Origin of the sequence: Paraburkholderia sp. BR14312 (assembly GCF_040948675.1) — a bacterium.
Lineage (GTDB): Bacteria > Pseudomonadota > Gammaproteobacteria > Burkholderiales > Burkholderiaceae > Paraburkholderia > Paraburkholderia nodosa_A.
In genome coordinates this window covers 462,208-479,077 of the sequence record NZ_JBFPKI010000001.1, presented here as the reverse complement: position 1 = coordinate 479,077, position 16,870 = coordinate 462,208, and the positions used below count along the sequence as shown (strand labels likewise).

The following is a 16,870-nucleotide window of genomic DNA, read 5'->3' as shown; positions in this document are numbered from 1 at the left end:
CAATTCCTGCGGATCAGGCGCACAGATAGCCGCCGTCCACGGGCACGATCGCGCCCGTCATGAACGAAGCGGCGGGCGAGCAGAGAAACGCGGCCACGTTCGCGACTTCTTCGGGCTGCCCCCAACGCTTCATCGGCGTACGCTCGAGGATGCCCTGCGAGCGGCCGCCGTCGTCCTGCAGCGCCTGGGTGAGGGGCGTCGCGATCCAGCCGGGCGCGAGTGCATTCACACGGATATTGTCGGGCGCATAGGCAATGGCGAGCGAGCGCGTGAGCTGCGCCACGCCGCCCTTGCTGGCGCTATAGGCCGGCACGAGACCGCCGCCGAAAAAGCTCAGCATCGAAGCCGTGTTCACGATGCAGCCGGAAGAAGCCCTGAGCAGCTCGCGCGCGCTCGAACACACACGCATGGTGCCGTTGAGATTGATATCGAGCACGCGCTCGAACGCCTCGATCTGGTGCTCTTCGCCGCGGCTGATCACACCCGCGCAGTTCACGACGATATCGAGCCGCTCGCAGCCATTAACCAGTCGCGTCACGTCTTCGCTCGAACGCACGTCGAGCGAGGCGCGTTGCACGCCGGCATCGAGTACGTCCGGCGTGCCGGCGGGAGGCGGCAGGCCGGCGGCCGTGGTGTGTGCGCCGAGTTGTGCGAGCCGGTTGGCAATGGCCGCGCCGATGCCGGAGTGGCCGCCCGTCACGAGCGCGACCTTGCCCGCGAGAAAATTGTCCTTGAATGTCATGATGCGTAGTGCGTATGAACAGATGAATCAGGTGGGTTGGGTCGCTGCCGTCCGGCGCTCGTTTTCAGGCACGACTTCCCTGACGACGAAGAGATAGACGAACGCGGCGGCGAACGCCACCGCCGCGCTGATGAGCAGGGCGTTCACGAACGAATGCGTCTGGTCGACCACGATGCCGGTGATGACCGGCGCAAACGAGCCGCCGAAATAGCCGCCGAAGTTCTGCATGCTGCCGAGCGACGCCACGAGATGGCGCGGGGCCGCCACGCTCACGAGGGCCCAGGCTGCGCCGCTCGACATGTTCACGAAGAACATCGCGACGGAAACATAGGTAATGGCGAGCGCGGTGCTCGGCGTGTAGGCGGCCGGCACGGTGAAGGCCGCCGCGCCGATCAGCCCGACGCACAGCGGCCACTTGCGGCTGCGGATCGGCGCCATGCCGCGCTTGAGCAGGTAATCGGAAATAAAGCCGCTGCTGGCCATGCCGATCGTGCCGAACACATAGGGAATGGCGACGAGCCAGCCCGTATGCGCGATGGAGATATGGCGCTCCTTCTCCAGATAGCCGGGCAGCCAGGTGAGATAGAGCCACACCATGTAGATCACGCCCATGAAGCCGAAGATCATGCCCCACGTGTTGCGCTGCTTGAGCAGCATGCCCCATTCGGCGAAGCTCAGCGCGCTCTTCTTCGGTGCTTCGGTCGCGCCGTCTTCGAGCCATGCCGTTTCTTCGGACGTGAGCACGACCTGATCGCGGTTGCGATAGACCACATACCAGCCGACCGAGACGAGCACACCCAGCACACCCATGATGATGAACATCGGACGCCAGCCGAACGAGAGCATCAGCGCGGTGAGCAGTGGCGGCGCGATCATCGGCGCGATGGTCGAGGAGGAGACGAACGTGCCGGTTGGCGCGCCGCGTTCGCGCACGGCGAACCATTCGTGAATGACCTTGGCGCCCGCCGGAAAGAGCGGCGCTTCGGCGATGCCCAGCACCACGCGTGCCGCCAGAAAATGATTGAGCGTTTGAATGAAGCCCCCCGTGACCTGCGCGAGCGACCACACCAGCATGCCGAGCCCGAGCATCACGCGCGAGCCGAAACGGTCGAGCATCGCGCCCACCGGCAATTGCGCGAACGCATAGGCGAGCGAGAACGCCGAAAGCAGCAAGCCCATTTGCGAAGCGTTCAGATGCAGTTCCTCCGCCACCGAATGGTTGGCGATGGAAAGCGTGCTGCGGTCCAGATAGTTCACGATGCCCGCTATCGTCAGAAAGGCGATGGCGATCGTCTGTGTGCGTTTGAGCCGTTGCGATTTTTTGATCATGGGCCGTCTCCTTTTGGCTGTTATCGTGTGGGTGTCTTTGGGCGTGTATTAGTACGTGGCGCGGCCGCCGGAAAGATCGAATATCGCGCCGGTGCTGAACGTACAGGAATCCGAACAAAGCCATAGCGCGAGATCGGCGACTTCATCCACGGTGCCGAGCCGCCCGAGCGGACTCTTGTCGATCATCGTCTGCACGTGGGCGGGCGCCATCTGCGCGAGCAGCGGTGTTTCTACGGCAGCGGGCGCAATGCCGTTGACGAGAATGCCCGTTCGCGCGAGTTCCTTACCGAGCGATTTGGTGAGCGCGATTACACCGGCCTTCGCCGCGCTGTAGGCGGACGCGTTCGGTGTGCCCTCCTTGCCCGCGAGCGATGCCACATTGACGATGCGTCCCGAACCGGCGCGGCGCATGGCGGGCACGACGAAGCGGCAAACGTGATAGGTGCCCACCAGATTGACGTCGACGATGCGTTGCCATTCGGCGGGATCGTACGCATCGAGCGGCACGGTCGAACCGGCGAAACCCGCGTTGTTCACGAGGTAGTCGATGCGCCCGAACTCGGCGAGCGTCGCTGCCAGCGCCGCTTCGATCGTCTCGGGGCGCGTGACGTCGGCTTCGATGTGAGGGGGTGCGTCCTGCGTATCCAGCGGGCCGGGCACGCGGTCCCAGTTGACCGTGCGCGCCCCGCCGCGCGCGAACGCATTGCAGATCGCGCGGCCGATGCCGCCCGCCGCGCCGGTCACGACGGCCACGCGCCCCGCGAAATCGTACCGGGCGCAGGTCATCGGATGAACTGGTCCACGTAATCCTCGCCAAGACCCACCGCCGCGTAATGCTTGCGGCACATGTCGATCTTCGTGAACACGTCCTCATAGCCCGTGTAGTTGCCCCACGGATCGCAATAGAACATCACGCCGTTGACCTGGAAGTAGGTGATCATCTCCTCGACGTCTTCCGGTACGTAGAGCGTATGCGTTTCGCCGGGCGGCTCGAACACGTAGCTGCCTTCGGTCGCTTCCCAGTCGTGCTCCAGATAGCGCCAGCGGCCCTTGAGCACCATGCCGTGAACGGCCTGCGGATGCCGATGCCTGCTCAGGACACCTGATTTACGCACGCGCAGCAAATTCATCCAGTAGCCCTGTGCCGTGTTCAGGCACAGCGGACGGAACCATACGTTCTCGGCCTGGGGTACCCACACGCGCTCGTCGGCGGGAATGGCGTGGGGAATGACGATTTCCTGCTGCGCTTCCTTGGGGAACGGAAGCTGATACGGCGTCATGGGGGAGTAGGGCTTGTCCGTCATCAATTGCTCTCGTTATGTCCATAATATGGACGCTAAGTCCACGATATGGTTCATTGTGCGGGAGGGATTTGATTAAGGTCAATGCCAGGGTTTCCCCGGGGCCGGCTGTCGTGCGCTTCAGAATTCAATGCCTTGCTTGTCGCACAGCGTTTCGATGAGCAGCCGCGCCGCGGGGGCGAGCGGCGCACCCTGGCGCGTGACCAGCTCATACGGTTCGCTGCGGGAAGCGAGGCGCAGCGGCAGGATGCAGGCCATCTCCTGGCTCGCGAAGAACTGCGCAACGTCGATCGACACCAGCGCGACGAACGAGGGATTGCCTTGCAGCAGCGCCAGCGTGGCGAACGCGGAGGTCGTTTCGAGCAGATGCGTGGGAAAGCGCAGTTCGGCCTCGCGAAACTCGCGTTCGAGCAACAGCCGCATGGGCATGTTGGCGCGGTAGACCACCCAGCGATACTTCTCCGTGTCCTTGAGGGTGAGCTTCTTCGCGCGGTGCAGCGGATGCCGCACGTTGGCGATCACGGCGAGCGTTTCGTCCTGCAACTTGAGGCTCTCGTAGAGATGCGGCGTCTGGCTGACCGTGGTGCGGCAGATCGCGAGATCGAGCCGGCCCGCATCGATCTGGCTCAGCAGCGCAGCACTCGTGTCTTCGACGATTTCAACCGACATTTCCGGATGCGCCGCGATCAGCGTGGAAATCGCGTCGGTCAGCAGCGGCACCGCGCCCATGATGACCCCCACCGCTACGCGTCCGCCACGCCCGCGCGAGAGTCCGACAAGCTCCTCGCGCAAATGCGTGAGATCGGTGTGGATCAAGCGCGCGTAGCGGATCGCGCAGTGACCGGCCTCGGTGGGCTCGAGACCTCGATTGGTGCGATTGAAGAGCGCGGTGCCAAAGGTCGTTTCGATCTCCTGCAATGCCTTGCTGGCGCCGGGCTGCGTGAGTGAGACCTGTTGGGCGGCCTTCAGCAGCGAGCCGTGATCGCCCAGGGCGATCAACAGCCGAAGTTGCTTCACATGGAGGCGGGAGATGATCGAGTTTAGCGACGGGGTCATGGGGTTGAGGAAAAGTTATAGCTGTATCAAATCTTCTCAATTACCGCGTATAAGGTGTCTCCCTATACTGGCCCAAAACAATAGCACTATGCGGCCGAAATGCGGTAATTGCATTGCCGTTGCCAGCGTTTGCCGCCGCAACGGCCGAATTCACTATAACTGAAGCTCAATCCTATGTCCCTCATCAACTACGTCACGCAAATCCAGTTCGATTTCGGCGCCATTCATTTGCTGCGGAACGAATGCGAACGTGTGGGCATCAGCCGGCCATTGATCGTCACGGACAAGGGCGTACGCGCGGCGGGGATCGTCGATAGCGTGCTGGGCGCTCTGGCAGGCGTTGCGCCCGCAACGATCTACGACGGTACCCCGCCCAATCCGAACGAAGCGGCCGTGCGTGAGGCCGTGGCGGCCTATCTTGCAGGGGAGTGCAACGGCATCGTCGCCGTTGGCGGTGGCTCCGCCATTGACCTCGCCAAAGGCGTCGCCGTTTGCGCGACGCACGAAGGACCGCTGCAGCGCTTCGCGGTGATCGAAGGCGGCGCGGTGAACATCACGGCGAAGACGGCGCCGGTGATCGCCGTGCCGACGACCGCGGGCACCGGCAGCGAAGTGGGGCGCGGCGCCATTCTGATTCTCGACGACGGTCGCAAGGTCGGTGTGATCTCCCCGTACGTGGTGCCGCGCGTGGCGATTTGCGATCCGGAACTCACGCTGGGCTTGCCGCCCGGTTTGACGGCGGCGACGGGCATGGATGCCATCGCACATTGCATGGAGACCTTCCTCGCGCCCGCCTTCAATCCGCCCGCGGACGGCATTGCGCTGGATGGCTTGTGGCGCGCGTGGCGTCACATCGAGCGCGCGACGCGTGACGGCGGCGACCGCGTGGCGCGGCTGAACATGATGAGCGCGTCGATGCAAGGCGCGCTTGCGTTCCAGAAGGGTCTGGGTTGCGTACACAGCCTGAGCCATTCGCTCGGCGGCATCAACCCGCGTTTGCATCACGGCACGCTGAACGCGATTTTCCTGCCGGCTGTGCTGCGGTTCAACGAGGCAGCGTCTTCGGTGCGCGAGGAAGGCAAGCTCGACCGCCTCGCGACGGCAATGGGGCTAGGCAGCGGCGCCGAAGTGGCGCCTGCCGTGCGTACGATGACCGAACGCCTCGGTTTGCCGACGGGCCTCGCGCAACTCGGTGTGAACGCCGGGCTGTTCCCCGAGATCATCAGGGGCGCGCTCAAGGATCACAGCCACAAGACCAATCCGCGCGAGGCCTCCGAAGACGATTACCGCGCCATGCTCGAATCGTCGATGTAAAGCGGCGCGGCGTTTTAGTCCCACTGCGGGGCGAGGCCCATAGGGCGCACTTCACGACCGTTGCGTTCGAGCGCGGCGATCTGCACCATGTCGTCATCGTGAGTTCCAGCGTTTGCGCGAGCAGGTTGCTGGTCAGGTTCTCGCGCTTCGTCGAAGAGGGAATGACGGAGTAGTTCAGGCGCAGTGCCCAGGCGAGCGCCACCTGCGCGGGCGTGGCGTGGCGCCGTTCGGCAATCGCGCCGACGACCGGATCGCCGAGCACCTTGCCGTAGGCGAGCGTCATGTACGACGTCACGTGAATGCCTTCCTGCTTCAGGAACTCAACGAGCTTGCGATTCTGCAGATAAGGGCTCAACTCGATCTGGTTGGTCGCGATGTTTTCCTTGTCGACCACTGCGACAGCCTGCTTCGTCAGCTCGATATTGAAATTGGAAATGCCGATCTGTCCGGTCAGCCCTTGCAATTTCGCCTCGGCCAGTGCGCGCATGAATTCTTCGAGCGGTACGCCGTTGTTGGGCGCGGGTCAATAAATCAGCGTGAGATCGACTGCGTCAGTGCGCAGCTTCTTCAGGCTCTCCTTCAGGCTCGGCACCAGCTTTTCACGCGCGTAGTTGTCGACCCAGATCTTGGTCGTGAGAAAGAGATTGTCGCGCGCGATGCCGGAAGCGGCGATCGCTTCGCCGACTTCGGCCTCGTTGCGGTAGATCTGCGCGGTATCGATGGCGCGGTAGCCGACTTCGAGGCCGTTACGCAGGGAGTCGATCACAGCCTGACCTTGCAGGCGGAACGTGCCGAGGCCGAATGCGGGAATCTTGCGCATGTTGCTCTCCACAAAAAATGATTGGGTAACCTAATCGAAAATAGTGATTTAACGCGAGCGCCGGCTCATGACGATCCAGGACGAGGACGAGTGCAACGCCGCCAAGCGCGACGAACGCTGCAGCGTAGACCGAGGTCGCGGTCGAGCATGGCATCGTGCCTGGTGGGGGCACCGGCTAGTTGGGCCACTTAGCCCGAAGCGTTCGCATGAGCGAAGTCCGGCGTTATCGCGGCTTCAACACTGTCGTCATATATTCCGTCGCGAATTCTGTGAATGCCTGCACGCGCAGCGGCAGCCGCCTTTGAACGGGATAGACGATTTGCGCGGCGAGTGGTTTCGCCTGCCATTTCGGCAAGACGCGCACGAGGCGGCCCGATATCAGATCCTCCTCGATCAGCCATTCCGGCAACACGGCCAGGCCCAGCCCCATGCGCGCGGCCTCGCGCATGCTCGTCACCCCCTCCGAGATCATCACGGGCTCGATCTGCAACGTATACGTTGCCGCGCCCGAATACAGCGTGACATCTCTCGAACCGCCGAATTGCCGGCTCGAAAGTGCGATCCACGGTAAGGCCTGGAGACTTTCCGGTTTGCTGGCGAACTTGTGATCCTTGAGGAAGGCGGGCGAGGCAACCGGATAGCGGCGGATCTCGCCCAGCGAGCGCGCCACGACGCGATCGTCAGTGAGCACGCCAGCGACGATACCCGCGTCGCAGCCCTCTTCGATCATGTGCAGCGGGCGGTTCGAATAGGCCAGCTCCATTCTCACTGCCGGGTGCGCCTGGATAAAGCTGCTGATCATCCGGCTCACCACGGACTGGCCAAAGTCGATGGTGGAGAACACGCGGATATTGCCGCTCAGCGCGCTCTGGTCGCGCCGCATGCGCTGCGCGGACTCCTCGGCTAGCGCGAGCAGCGCCTGGGCGTCGGCAAGGAATTGGTGGCCGGTTTCGGTGAGGCTCATGCGGTGCGTGTCGCGCCGCAGCAGCGCCGCGCCGCATTGATCTTCGAGCGAACGCAACTGGCGGCTCAGCGTGGGCTGGCTCAGATTCAGCTTGCGGGCCGCCGCGGAGATGCTGCCGCTCTCCACGATGGCAACGAAGGCCTGCAGCAGGCCCAGGTCGTTGAATATGGTCATACGCCGGGAGCATAACCGATATTCTGGTTATGCGGCTACCGTGGAGCGTTGGCTGGCGGGAAGATGCACCCATCGCATCACGTTGCATCACCCACCCAACCGGAACGGAGAGTCACCATGAGCACGCAAGCCAACACCAGCAAAGTCGCGATCGTCACCGGCGCTTCCCGCGGGATCGGCGCATCGATCGCCAGACGCCTCGCGGGCGAAGGCATCGCAGTCGTCGTCAACTACGCCGGCCGCGCCGCAGACGCCAATGCGGTCGTGGAGGACATCAAGGCCGCGGGCGGTCGCGCCGCGGCGATTCAGGCAGACGTGGCCGTGCCCGCCCAGGTGGCCGCAATGTTCGACCAGGCCATTACGCTCTTCGGCGGCGTGGATATCGTGGTGAACAACGCGGGCATCATGCAGCCGGGCCTCGTCAATCTGGCCGATACCGATGACGCCCTGTTCGACCGGCTCGTCGCGATCAACCTCAAGGGCACCTTCAATACGCAGCGCATTGCCGCGAAGAAGCTGCGCCAGGGCGGCCGCATCGTCAACTTTTCGAGCAGCATACAGGCGCTCGCGCTGCCGGGCTACTCGGTGTACGCCGCCACCAAGGCTGCCGTGGAAGCGATGACCAACATCTTCGCCAAGGAACTGCGCGGCCGCAATATCACGGTGAATGCGGTCGCCCCCGGGCCTACCGCAACCGAACTGTTCCTCAAGGACAAGACGCCCGAGCAGATCGAACGCCTCGCAAAGATGCCGCCGCTCGAACGGCTCGGCCAGGCGGACGACATCGCCGAGGTGGTCTCGTTCCTTGTCGGCAACGGCGCAGGCTGGATCGACGGTCAAACGATCCGTGTGAACGGCGGCATTGTTTGATGTCCTGATCAAGCGTTTCATGACGAACAAGGAGCCCATCATGAAGAAGGTCATTGTCGTTACCGGCGCATCGAGCGGTTTTGGCCGCCTCGCTGCCGAAGCACTCGCGAGCGCCGGTCATACCGTCTACGCGTCCATGCGCGCGAGCGCCGGGCGCAACGCCCCGGTCGTCGCGCAGATGGCGGAATTTTCGCTGCACAAGGGCGTGGATCTGCGCACCGTCGAACTCGACGTGCAGTCACAGGCGTCCGTGGACGCGGGCATCGCCCGCGTAATTGCCACAAGCGGGCGTATCGATGTGATCGTCCACAACGCGGGCCACATGGCCTTCGGGCCGGCCGAAGCGTTCAGCCCGGAGCAGTATGCACACCTGTACGACATCAACGTGCTGGGCACGCAGCGGGTGAACCGCGCGGTGCTGCCGCACATGCGCGAGCGGCGGGAGGGCCTCGTGGTGTGGGTGTCGAGCAGCAGTTCCGCGGGCGGCACGCCGCCTTATCTCGCGCCGTATTTTGCGGCGAAGGCCGCCATGGATGCGATTGCGGTGCAGTACGCACGCGAGCTTGCGCGCTGGGGCATCGAAACGTCGATCATCGTGCCGGGCGCCTTCACCTCGGGCACGAATCACTTTTCGCATGCGGGCAGCCCGGAAGACAAGGGCGTCGTCGCCGCCTATGAAGCCGGCCCCTATGCCGGGTTCGGCGAGCAGATCCAGGAGGCGTTTGCCGCCATCGTGCCGCCGCAAGCCGACGTGGGCCTCGTGGCCGAGGCGATCGTCGATGTGGTCGATGCCCCCTTCGGGAAGCGGCCCTTCCGGGTGCACGTGGACCCGACCCAGGATGGCGCGGACGTTGGCTTTGCCGTACTGGACCGCGTGCGGGCGGAGATGCTGCATCGCGTGGGCCTCTCCGACCTGCTCGTGCCGCGCGGGCACGGCGACGCGTGATGCCACCGGCGGCGGGCGGCGGGGCGCGCTTACTCCGTGAGGCACTCCGACGCCTCGAGCCCGCGCAATGCCGCTTCGAACTCCTCGACAGGAATCGGGCGGCAGAACAGATAGCCCTGATACGCGTAACACCCGGCCGAGGCGAGGAAGGCGCGCTGCTCTTCGGTCTCGACCCCTTCGGCGATCACGCCGAGGCCCAGGCTGTGCGCGAGCGCCACGATGGTGCGGGCGATCGCGGCGTCGTTCGGGTCGACGAGGACATCGCGCACGAAGGATCGATCGATCTTCAGTTGAGCGAGCGGCAGGCGCCTCAAATACGAAAGCGACGAATAGCCGATGCCGAAGTCGTCGAGCGCGAAGACGACGCCGTTCGCCTTGAGCGCCTCCATCTTCTCGATGATCTCCTGCACGTTGTCGACCAGCACGCTTTCGGTCAACTCGAGCTTGAGCCGGTCCGCTCTTGCGCCAGTCTGTTCGAGCGTGGCCAGCACGCTTTGCACGAAGTCGGGCTGGTGCAGCTGCTGCGCGCTGACGTTGACCGCAATGGTCAGATGCTCCGTGTCGGGCTGCGTGGCCCAGCGCGCCAGCTGGGTGCAGGCCGCGCGCAGCACCCAGCTGCCCAGCTCGGCGATGAGCCCGGTTTCCTCGGCCACGGGAATGAAATCGGCCGGGTACACGAGCCCGCGCAGCGGATGACGCCAGCGTACCAGCGCCTCGACGCCGGTGACCCGGCCGCTGTCGATCTGCATCTGGTAGTGAAGCACGAACTCTTCGTTCTCGATGGCTTCGCGCAGTGCCGCTTCGAGCGCGGCACGTTCCACCACGACCGTCTGCATGTCGGGGTCGAAGAGGCGCACCGCGTTGCGTCCGCGTTCCTTGGACTTGTACATGGCGAGGTCGGCCTGCTTCATGAGGTCGTCTGTCGTCGCCTGGAAGCCCTTGAATACGGTTGCGCCGATGCTCGCCGTGCTGCGGTAGTCGATCTCGTCGAGTCGATAAGGATTCCCGAGCACGGCGAGAATCCGCTCGCCCAGGGCCTCGGCCTGGCGGGCCGCTTCGCAGGGAACGGGGTTCAGGTTGCCCACCACGACGACGAACTCGTCGCCGCCCACGCGCGCCACGGTGTCGCCCGCGGGTATGCTCGCCGCCAGGCGTTTGGCCACTTCCTGCAGCAGCAGGTCGCCCTTGTCGTGACCCAGCGTATCGTTCAGCGTCTTGAAGTGATCCAGATCGATGAACAGCAGGGCGCCGCTCGTGCCGTTTCTTGCGCTGTCGGTCAGGGCGTCTTTCAGGTTGTCGAGCAGCAGCGTGCGATTGGGCAAGCCGGTGAGCGCGTCGTAGAAGGCCAGTTCCTTGATGCGCTGGTCGGCGATCTTGCGCTCGGTGATGTCGCGCCCGCTCGTGCGGAAACCGATGAAGTCGCCTTTCGAGTCGGTAATCGGCACCCACGAGGCGCAGAGCCACATGAGCGAGCCGTCTTTGCGCACGCAGCGGAACTCCAGATTGTCGCCACGCGAGCCCAGTTGCGCGCCGCGGAACTCGGGCGCGACGTAGGAGGCATCGCCCGGATAGATCACGGTGCAGGCGAAGTCGCTCATGGCCATGCATTCGTCGACGGTATAGCCGATGTACTGCTCCACCGCCGAATTGATCCAGCGCGGCTTGCCTTCCGGCGACCACCAGATTTCCCAGTTGACCGTACAGTCCGCAATGGCGCGGAATTTTTCCTCGCTTTCGCGCAGTTCCTTCGTCATCGACGAGGCAAGACGTATCGCGCGGCTGCGGCCCGTCATCATGAGGCGCGTGAGCAGCGCGAGCAGCAGGCTCAGACCCGTTCCGGTGATCGCGATGAGCGTTGCCGCGTCGCGGCCGAAGCGCGCCTTGAAGCCGTCGCGCGCCATCAGCTTGAGCATCCAGTCGTGTCCGCAGACCACCAGATATTCGGTTGCCGAAAGATCGCTGGGCAGGTGAGGGGCCGGGGCACCCGACGTTCTGTAGAGCAACGCGTCCGGCGACGATTCCACGCCGTCGTAGATGGAGACCGAAAGGCCGGGCGGTTCCTCGCCGTAAAGGCTGGCAATGACGTCGTGCATGCGAAAGGACGCATAGACCCAGCCCACCAGCTGCGCCTGGCGTTCCGTGGCGTTTTCCGGCGCCGAGCCGCGTGCGTAGACGGGCATATACATCACGAAGCCGGGGTCGGCGGCGGGATCGGTGTCGACCGAGAGGCGCACCTTTCCTGAAATGGTCGCCATGCCGGTGTCGCGCGCCTGCTCCATGGCGCGCCGGCGCACCGGGTCGGCCCAGGCGTCGAAACCGGGCGCCGCGCGGTTGGCGCCGATATACGGCTCGCGCTGGATGATGGGTGCGTAGTTCGCGCGCGGACCGTCGGGCTGGATCGAGTAGCCCGGCACGCCGCGCTGCTGCATGGCCGTGATATGTGCGGCCTTTTGCGTTTGCGGCACCCACGCGACGATGCCGATGGCCTGGATGCCGGAAAAGTTGGCGTCGAGAGTGAGTGTATTGACGTACGCCCGGAACGCGTCGCGATCGACCTCGCCGGTGGCGGCAAAGAGGCTCTGCACGCCGCGCAGCAACAGCTGGTAAGTGCCCATGCGCTGTTCGATGCGGCTCACGACGTCGCCGAGTGAGTAATCGAACTGCGTCAGCAGTTCGTGGCGAGCCGCTTCCCGCTCGTGGTTCCAGAGCGTCCAGGTCACGCCGAGCGCGGCGGCGAGAACCAGTAGCGGGAGCAGAACGAGGCGCGTCCGGGTCATGGCGGCGTCTAGAAGGGGACCATCGAATCGGCGAGGTCAGGCTTGAAATACTTCGTGAAGATGCGCCGCACCGTGCCGTCCGCGATCATTTCGTTGACGAGGGCGCGCCACTTGTCCCGCTCCTCGGGCGAAAGCGCCTTCTTCGACATGATGAGTCCATGCGGAATGGGTGGATCGTCGAACTCCACGATATTGGTCACGCTCCGAATCTTCGCTTCATCGATGGCGGGATAATCGAACGGCTCGATGATCATTCCCTGAATGCGGCCAAGGATCAGCGCCTGGTAAAGCGGCTCGAGGCCCCCGGCCTGACTCACGCGGTTTTCGGCCGAGAGCGAATCGACCAGCCGGTTGGCCGACTCGCTATAGCGGAAGCTGCGGATCACGCCGAGCTGAAACTTGTCGTTGTGCTCGAAATCGGCCAGTTGATGAATGCCTGAATCCTTGCGAACCAGCAGATAGTACTTGTTGCTGAAGTACCAGGCAAAATCCGCGTATTGATTGCGCTCTTCGTTGGCAATGCCCGACAGACTGAAATCGAGCGCGCCCGATTCGATGAGCTTCCAGATGCGTGCGCGCGACATCAGGCTCACGCGAATCTGGCAGCCGCTGCGCCGCGCGAGGGCGTCAGCGAAGTCCTTGTCGATTCCCGTGTCGGTGTCGACGGAGTAGAGCAGCCCGTGATCGTGTAAGGCGAGCGTAAATGAGCGCGAGCAGTCGGGGCCCGCGGCAACCGCGGTGCCAATGCAACCGAGCGCGAGCAGCAGGCCGCCAAGGCAGGTTCGAATCACAGCGTCTCCGTTGCGTGTCAATGGCCCGATAGCGGTGCACTGGGCGGAAAACAGACTCCACGTCTTATCGGCAGCGTGCTTCAATTCTTGAGACAATTCCAATTGTTTTTTTTGCACGCTTTTCGTGCGGGCGCTGGGGTGTTCAGGTGGGACGATTGCCCGTGACCGCCAAAGCGCAGAGGCCAAAAAAAAAGCGCCGGCGCAAGGCCGACGCAATTTTCAAAACGGGTTCGTGTAAGGAGGGCCCAGCCGGAAGGTGGTGGAAGGTGGCCCTCGCAACGGACGATCTAGCCGATTCGCATAACGTTCAGTTCTCTTCCACCGGGTCGCGGTTCAGCATGCTTTGCGGAATCGACAGAATCAGAACGCAGCTCACCAGCAGACAGGCGCCCAGCGCATAGGTGCCGTTGTTGATGTCGCCGGTCAGGTCCTTCGCCACGCTGGTGATCATGGAACCCGTGAAGCCGGAGAGATTGCCGACCGAGTTGATGAGCGCAATACCGGCCGCCGCGGCCGTGCCGGAGAGAATCTGCCCCGGGAACGTCCAGTAAATCGGCATGAGCCCGAGGATCGCGCAGGTGGCGATCGTCAGGAATACGATCGAGAGCGGCACGTTGTGCGCGAAGAGTGCGCTCAGAATCAGGCCGACGCCGCCGATACAGGCCGGAATGGCCGCATGCAGGCGGCGCTCGCCCGTCTTGCGCGAGTGTGACGCATTCCAGATCATGGCGACGACGGCGCTGAGGTAGGGAATGGCGGTCAGCAAGCCGATGTTGAACGTGCTCTTCACACCGGAAGCCTTGATGATGGAAGGCAGCCAGAATGCCAGGCCATAGAAGCCGGTATTGAAGGTCAGCAGGATGAACGTCAGCAGCCAGACACGCGGGCTTTTCAGCGCTGCCACGGCGCTATGCGTTTTTTTCGCGCTTTCCTGTTCGAGATTCTTTTGCAGCACGGCTTTTTCGGCGGCGCTCAGCCATGTCGCCGACTGAATGCCGTCGCCCATGCGCAGCAGCACCACGAAGGCGACGAGAATCGAAGGAATGCCTTCGAGCAACAGCATCCACTGCCAGCCGCCCAGGCCGAACAGGCCATGCGTGTTTTCCATCAGCCAGCCCGAGATAATGCCGCCGAGCGTGAGGCTCACCGGAATGGCGATCAGGAACCCCGACATCGCGACGCTCTGGCGACGCGCCGGAAACCAGTAGTTCAGGTAAAGAATGATGCCGGGGAAAAACCCCGCTTCGCAGACGCCGAGCAGAAACCGCAGGATGTAGAACATCGTCGAGGTCTGCACGTGAAAGAAACTCGCAAGCGGCGCGATAAAGGCGAGCGACGAAGACACGATGCCCCACGTCACCATGATGCGCGCAATCCAGAAACGCGCGCCATAGCGATGCAGGAGCAGATTGCTCGGCATCTCGAAGAGGAAGTATCCCCAGAAGAAAATGCTTGCGCCCACCGCATAGATACTGTCGCTCAAACCGAGCGAATCGAGCATCTGCAGCTTGGCAAAGCCGACGTTTACGCGGTCGAGGTAGGCGACGACATAGCACAGAAGCAGAAGCGGCAAGATGCGCTTCAGTACCTTGCGGTACAGCCGTTCTTCGGCTTCGTTGACGGCGGCCGGCGAGTCCGCAATCTGGGTCAGGGTTGGCATGGGATGTGTCTCCTTTCACATATGCCTTTGAACGCTCCCGGTACTGGGGAGGCGATTCCACGAGCTTCGTGGTGTGCCTTGCTGGATCTCTGCGCTGGCTGTGAACAGCGCACTGTTTTGTTATCGGTAACACAGCGGGCGCTAAATTAGCATGAGACGAGGCGCCACGGCAAGTCGGTCGCGGGCGCCGAAGTCGGGAAAACGCGTGGTCTCACCTGGTGCACAGGGCGCATGCAAAGTGCTAATATCCAGAAATGTTACCGATAACAAATGGCGCGGACCTGCGTGCCACATCGTCGAGACAAGGAACAAGCAAGTGAGTGATATGACCCAGCCCAACGCACGGCGCCTGCGCAGCCAGGAATGGTTCGACGACCCGGCCCATGCGGACATGACCGCGCTCTATGTCGAGCGCTTCATGAATTACGGTCTGACCCGGGAAGAACTGCAATCGGGCCGCCCCATCATCGGTATTGCGCAAACAGGGAGCGATCTCGCGCCCTGCAACCGTCACCATATCGAGCTGGCGGCCCGCACCAAGGCGGGCATTCGCGACGCGGGCGGCATCCCAATGGAATTTCCGGTCCATCCGCTCGCTGAGCAGAGCCGCCGGCCCACGGCGGCGCTCGACCGCAATCTGGCCTATCTGGGTCTCGTCGAAATTCTTCACGGTTTCCCGCTCGATGGCGTGGTGCTGACCACGGGCTGCGACAAGACCACGCCCGCGTGCCTGATGGCCGCGGCAACGGTCGACATGCCCGCCATCGTGCTGTCGGGCGGCCCAATGCTCGACGGCTGGCATAACGGCCAGCGCGTCGGGTCGGGCACGGTCATCTGGCATGCGCGCAATCTGCTGGCGGCAGGCGAGATCGACTACGAGGGCTTCATGGAGCTCACGACGGCCTCGTCGCCCTCCATCGGCCACTGCAACACGATGGGTACGGCGTTGTCGATGAACAGCCTCGCCGAAGCGCTGGGCATGTCGCTGCCCGGCTGCGCCAGCATTCCGGCCGCTTACCGCGAGCGAGGCCAGATGGCGTACGCAACCGGCAAGCGCATTGTCGACCTCGTGCGCTATGACATGCGGCCTTCGCGCATCATGACGAAAGAGGCGTTCGAGAATGCCATCGTCGTGGCCTCCGCGCTGGGTGCGTCGACCAACTGCCCGCCGCACCTCATCGCGATCGCGCGGCACATGGGCATCGAGCTGAGCCTCGAAGACTGGCAACGCGTCGGCGAACAGGTGCCGCTCATCGTGAACTGCATGCCGGCAGGCGAGTATCTGGGCGAGAGCTTCCACCGCGCGGGCGGCGTGCCCGGCGTGCTGCGCGAACTCGATCGCGCGGGTCTCGTGCATCGCGAATGCCTCACGGTATCGGGCCGCACCATCGGCGCCATCGCCGACGGCACGCCCGAGCCCGATCGCGAAGTCATCAGGACAACCGATGACCCGCTCAAGCACGGCGCAGGCTTCATGGTGCTCTCGGGCAACTTCTTCGACAGCGCGATCATGAAGATGTCGGTGGTCGGCGACGCCTTCCGGCAAACCTATCTGAGCGAGCCGGGTGCGGAAAACACCTTCGAGGCACGCGCCATCGTGTTCGACGGTCCAGAGGACTACCATGCACGCATCAACGACCCGTCGCTCGAAATCGACCAGCACTGCATTCTGGTGATTCGCGGCACCGGCACGGTCGGCTATCCCGGCAGCGCCGAAGTGGTGAACATGGCGCCGCCGGCGGAACTCGTGCGCCAGGGCATCACGTCACTGCCCACGCTGGGCGATGGCCGACAGAGCGGTACGTCGGCGAGCCCGTCGATCCTGAACATGTCGCCCGAGGCGGCGGTGGGCGGCGGCCTCGCGCTGCTGCAAACAGGCGACCGCATTCGTGTGGATCTGAACGCGCGCAGCGTGAACGTGCTGGTCGACGAAGCCGAGCTGGCGCGCCGCCGCGAAACTGCGCACTTCGAGGTGCCGCCTGCACAGACGCCCTGGCAGGAGCTTTACCGCAAGACGGTGGGGCAATTGTCGACGGGCGGATGCCTCGAACCCGCCACGCTTTATCTGAAAGTGATCGCCGAGCGCGGCAACCCGCGCCATTCGCATTAACCGGACACTCAACTGG

At 63.7% G+C, this 16,870-nt stretch carries 13 protein-coding genes and 1 pseudogene; 4 read left to right on the top strand and 10 right to left on the bottom strand.

Annotated features, from left to right (window positions below):
- Positions 1–13: 13 nt before the first annotated feature.
- From AB3X98_RS02075 to AB3X98_RS02055, 5 genes are all read right to left on the bottom strand, one after another.
- Complete coding sequence (locus tag AB3X98_RS02075) at positions 14–742, bottom strand: SDR family NAD(P)-dependent oxidoreductase (protein ID WP_069262356.1); 729 nt, start codon at positions 740–742, stop codon at positions 14–16.
- A gap of 27 nt (positions 743–769) precedes the next feature.
- Complete coding sequence (locus tag AB3X98_RS02070; RefSeq protein WP_342948317.1) at positions 770–2,071, bottom strand: MFS transporter; 1,302 nt, start codon at positions 2,069–2,071, stop codon at positions 770–772.
- 48 nt (positions 2,072–2,119) lie between these two features.
- Complete coding sequence (locus AB3X98_RS02065; protein WP_368604712.1) at positions 2,120–2,857, bottom strand: SDR family NAD(P)-dependent oxidoreductase; 738 nt, start codon at positions 2,855–2,857, stop codon at positions 2,120–2,122.
- Positions 2,854–3,375, bottom strand: a complete 522-nt coding sequence (locus tag AB3X98_RS02060) for a 2,4'-dihydroxyacetophenone dioxygenase family protein (RefSeq protein WP_368604711.1) — start codon at positions 3,373–3,375, stop codon at positions 2,854–2,856. Before AB3X98_RS02060 ends, AB3X98_RS02065 begins: the two co-directional genes overlap by 4 nt.
- Before the next feature lie 117 nt (positions 3,376–3,492).
- Positions 3,493–4,428, bottom strand: a complete 936-nt coding sequence (locus tag AB3X98_RS02055; protein WP_069262352.1) for a LysR family transcriptional regulator — start codon at positions 4,426–4,428, stop codon at positions 3,493–3,495.
- A 174-nt stretch (positions 4,429–4,602) separates the two neighbouring features.
- Here AB3X98_RS02055 and AB3X98_RS02050 point away from each other — a divergent pair, with 174 nt between their 5' ends.
- Positions 4,603–5,742 carry an iron-containing alcohol dehydrogenase gene (locus AB3X98_RS02050; RefSeq protein ID WP_368604710.1) on the top strand — a complete coding sequence of 380 codons (1,140 nt, stop codon included), beginning with the start codon at positions 4,603–4,605 and terminating at the stop codon, positions 5,740–5,742.
- A 14-nt stretch (positions 5,743–5,756) separates the two neighbouring features.
- On the opposite strand, the pseudogene dkgB reads toward AB3X98_RS02050, so the two are convergent.
- Both dkgB and AB3X98_RS02040 read right to left on the bottom strand, forming a co-directional pair.
- Positions 5,757–6,562 (bottom strand): annotated as a pseudogene (gene dkgB / locus AB3X98_RS02045) (2,5-didehydrogluconate reductase DkgB).
- A gap of 223 nt (positions 6,563–6,785) precedes the next feature.
- Positions 6,786–7,700: a LysR family transcriptional regulator gene (locus AB3X98_RS02040; RefSeq protein ID WP_368604709.1), complete on the bottom strand. Its 915-nt coding sequence runs from the start codon at positions 7,698–7,700 to the stop codon at positions 6,786–6,788.
- A 117-nt stretch (positions 7,701–7,817) separates the two neighbouring features.
- On the opposite strand from AB3X98_RS02040, the gene AB3X98_RS02035 reads away from it, so the two are divergent.
- On the top strand, positions 7,818–8,570 hold the full coding sequence (locus AB3X98_RS02035) for an SDR family oxidoreductase (RefSeq protein ID WP_368604708.1): 753 nt from the start codon (positions 7,818–7,820) through the stop codon (positions 8,568–8,570).
- Between the two features lie 40 nt (positions 8,571–8,610).
- Positions 8,611–9,516, top strand: coding sequence for an SDR family oxidoreductase (locus AB3X98_RS02030; RefSeq protein WP_069262445.1), 906 nt, complete (start codon positions 8,611–8,613; stop codon positions 9,514–9,516).
- 29 nt (positions 9,517–9,545) lie between these two features.
- Here AB3X98_RS02030 and AB3X98_RS02025 read toward each other — a convergent pair whose 3' ends face one another.
- The 3 genes from AB3X98_RS02025 to AB3X98_RS02015 form a co-directional block, all read right to left on the bottom strand.
- The gene (locus AB3X98_RS02025; protein ID WP_368604707.1) at positions 9,546–12,293 is read right to left on the bottom strand and encodes an EAL domain-containing protein; all 2,748 of its coding nucleotides are present in this window, start codon (positions 12,291–12,293) and stop codon (positions 9,546–9,548) included.
- Between the two features lie 8 nt (positions 12,294–12,301).
- The gene (locus AB3X98_RS02020) at positions 12,302–13,084 is read right to left on the bottom strand and encodes an ABC transporter substrate-binding protein (protein WP_069262347.1); all 783 of its coding nucleotides are present in this window, start codon (positions 13,082–13,084) and stop codon (positions 12,302–12,304) included.
- Positions 13,085–13,391: 307 nt separating this feature from the next.
- Positions 13,392–14,744: an MFS transporter gene (locus AB3X98_RS02015; RefSeq protein ID WP_368604706.1), complete on the bottom strand. Its 1,353-nt coding sequence runs from the start codon at positions 14,742–14,744 to the stop codon at positions 13,392–13,394.
- A 325-nt stretch (positions 14,745–15,069) separates the two neighbouring features.
- On the opposite strand from AB3X98_RS02015, the gene AB3X98_RS02010 reads away from it, so the two are divergent.
- Positions 15,070–16,854 carry an IlvD/Edd family dehydratase gene (locus AB3X98_RS02010; protein WP_342948370.1) on the top strand — a complete coding sequence of 595 codons (1,785 nt, stop codon included), beginning with the start codon at positions 15,070–15,072 and terminating at the stop codon, positions 16,852–16,854.
- Positions 16,855–16,870 lie beyond the last annotated feature (16 nt).

What these genes read in the sequence shown, in the direction of transcription:
- AB3X98_RS02075 (WP_069262356.1), bottom strand. Translation starts at nt 742, where the DNA reads ATGACATTCAAGGACAATTTTCTCGCGGGCAAGGTCGCGCTCGTGACG.
- AB3X98_RS02070 (WP_342948317.1), bottom strand. Translation starts at nt 2,071, where the DNA reads ATGATCAAAAAATCGCAACGGCTCAAACGCACACAGACGATCGCCATC.
- AB3X98_RS02065 (WP_368604712.1), bottom strand. Translation starts at nt 2,857, where the DNA reads ATGACCTGCGCCCGGTACGATTTCGCGGGGCGCGTGGCCGTCGTGACC.
- AB3X98_RS02060 (WP_368604711.1), bottom strand. Translation starts at nt 3,375, where the DNA reads ATGACGGACAAGCCCTACTCCCCCATGACGCCGTATCAGCTTCCGTTC.
- AB3X98_RS02055 (WP_069262352.1), bottom strand. Translation starts at nt 4,428, where the DNA reads ATGACCCCGTCGCTAAACTCGATCATCTCCCGCCTCCATGTGAAGCAA.
- AB3X98_RS02050 (WP_368604710.1), top strand. Translation starts at nt 4,603, where the DNA reads ATGTCCCTCATCAACTACGTCACGCAAATCCAGTTCGATTTCGGCGCC.
- AB3X98_RS02040 (WP_368604709.1), bottom strand. Translation starts at nt 7,700, where the DNA reads ATGACCATATTCAACGACCTGGGCCTGCTGCAGGCCTTCGTTGCCATC.
- AB3X98_RS02035 (WP_368604708.1), top strand. Translation starts at nt 7,818, where the DNA reads ATGAGCACGCAAGCCAACACCAGCAAAGTCGCGATCGTCACCGGCGCT.
- AB3X98_RS02030 (WP_069262445.1), top strand. Translation starts at nt 8,611, where the DNA reads ATGAAGAAGGTCATTGTCGTTACCGGCGCATCGAGCGGTTTTGGCCGC.
- AB3X98_RS02025 (WP_368604707.1), bottom strand. Translation starts at nt 12,293, where the DNA reads ATGACCCGGACGCGCCTCGTTCTGCTCCCGCTACTGGTTCTCGCCGCC.
- AB3X98_RS02015 (WP_368604706.1), bottom strand. Translation starts at nt 14,744, where the DNA reads ATGCCAACCCTGACCCAGATTGCGGACTCGCCGGCCGCCGTCAACGAA.
- AB3X98_RS02010 (WP_342948370.1), top strand. Translation starts at nt 15,070, where the DNA reads ATGACCCAGCCCAACGCACGGCGCCTGCGCAGCCAGGAATGGTTCGAC.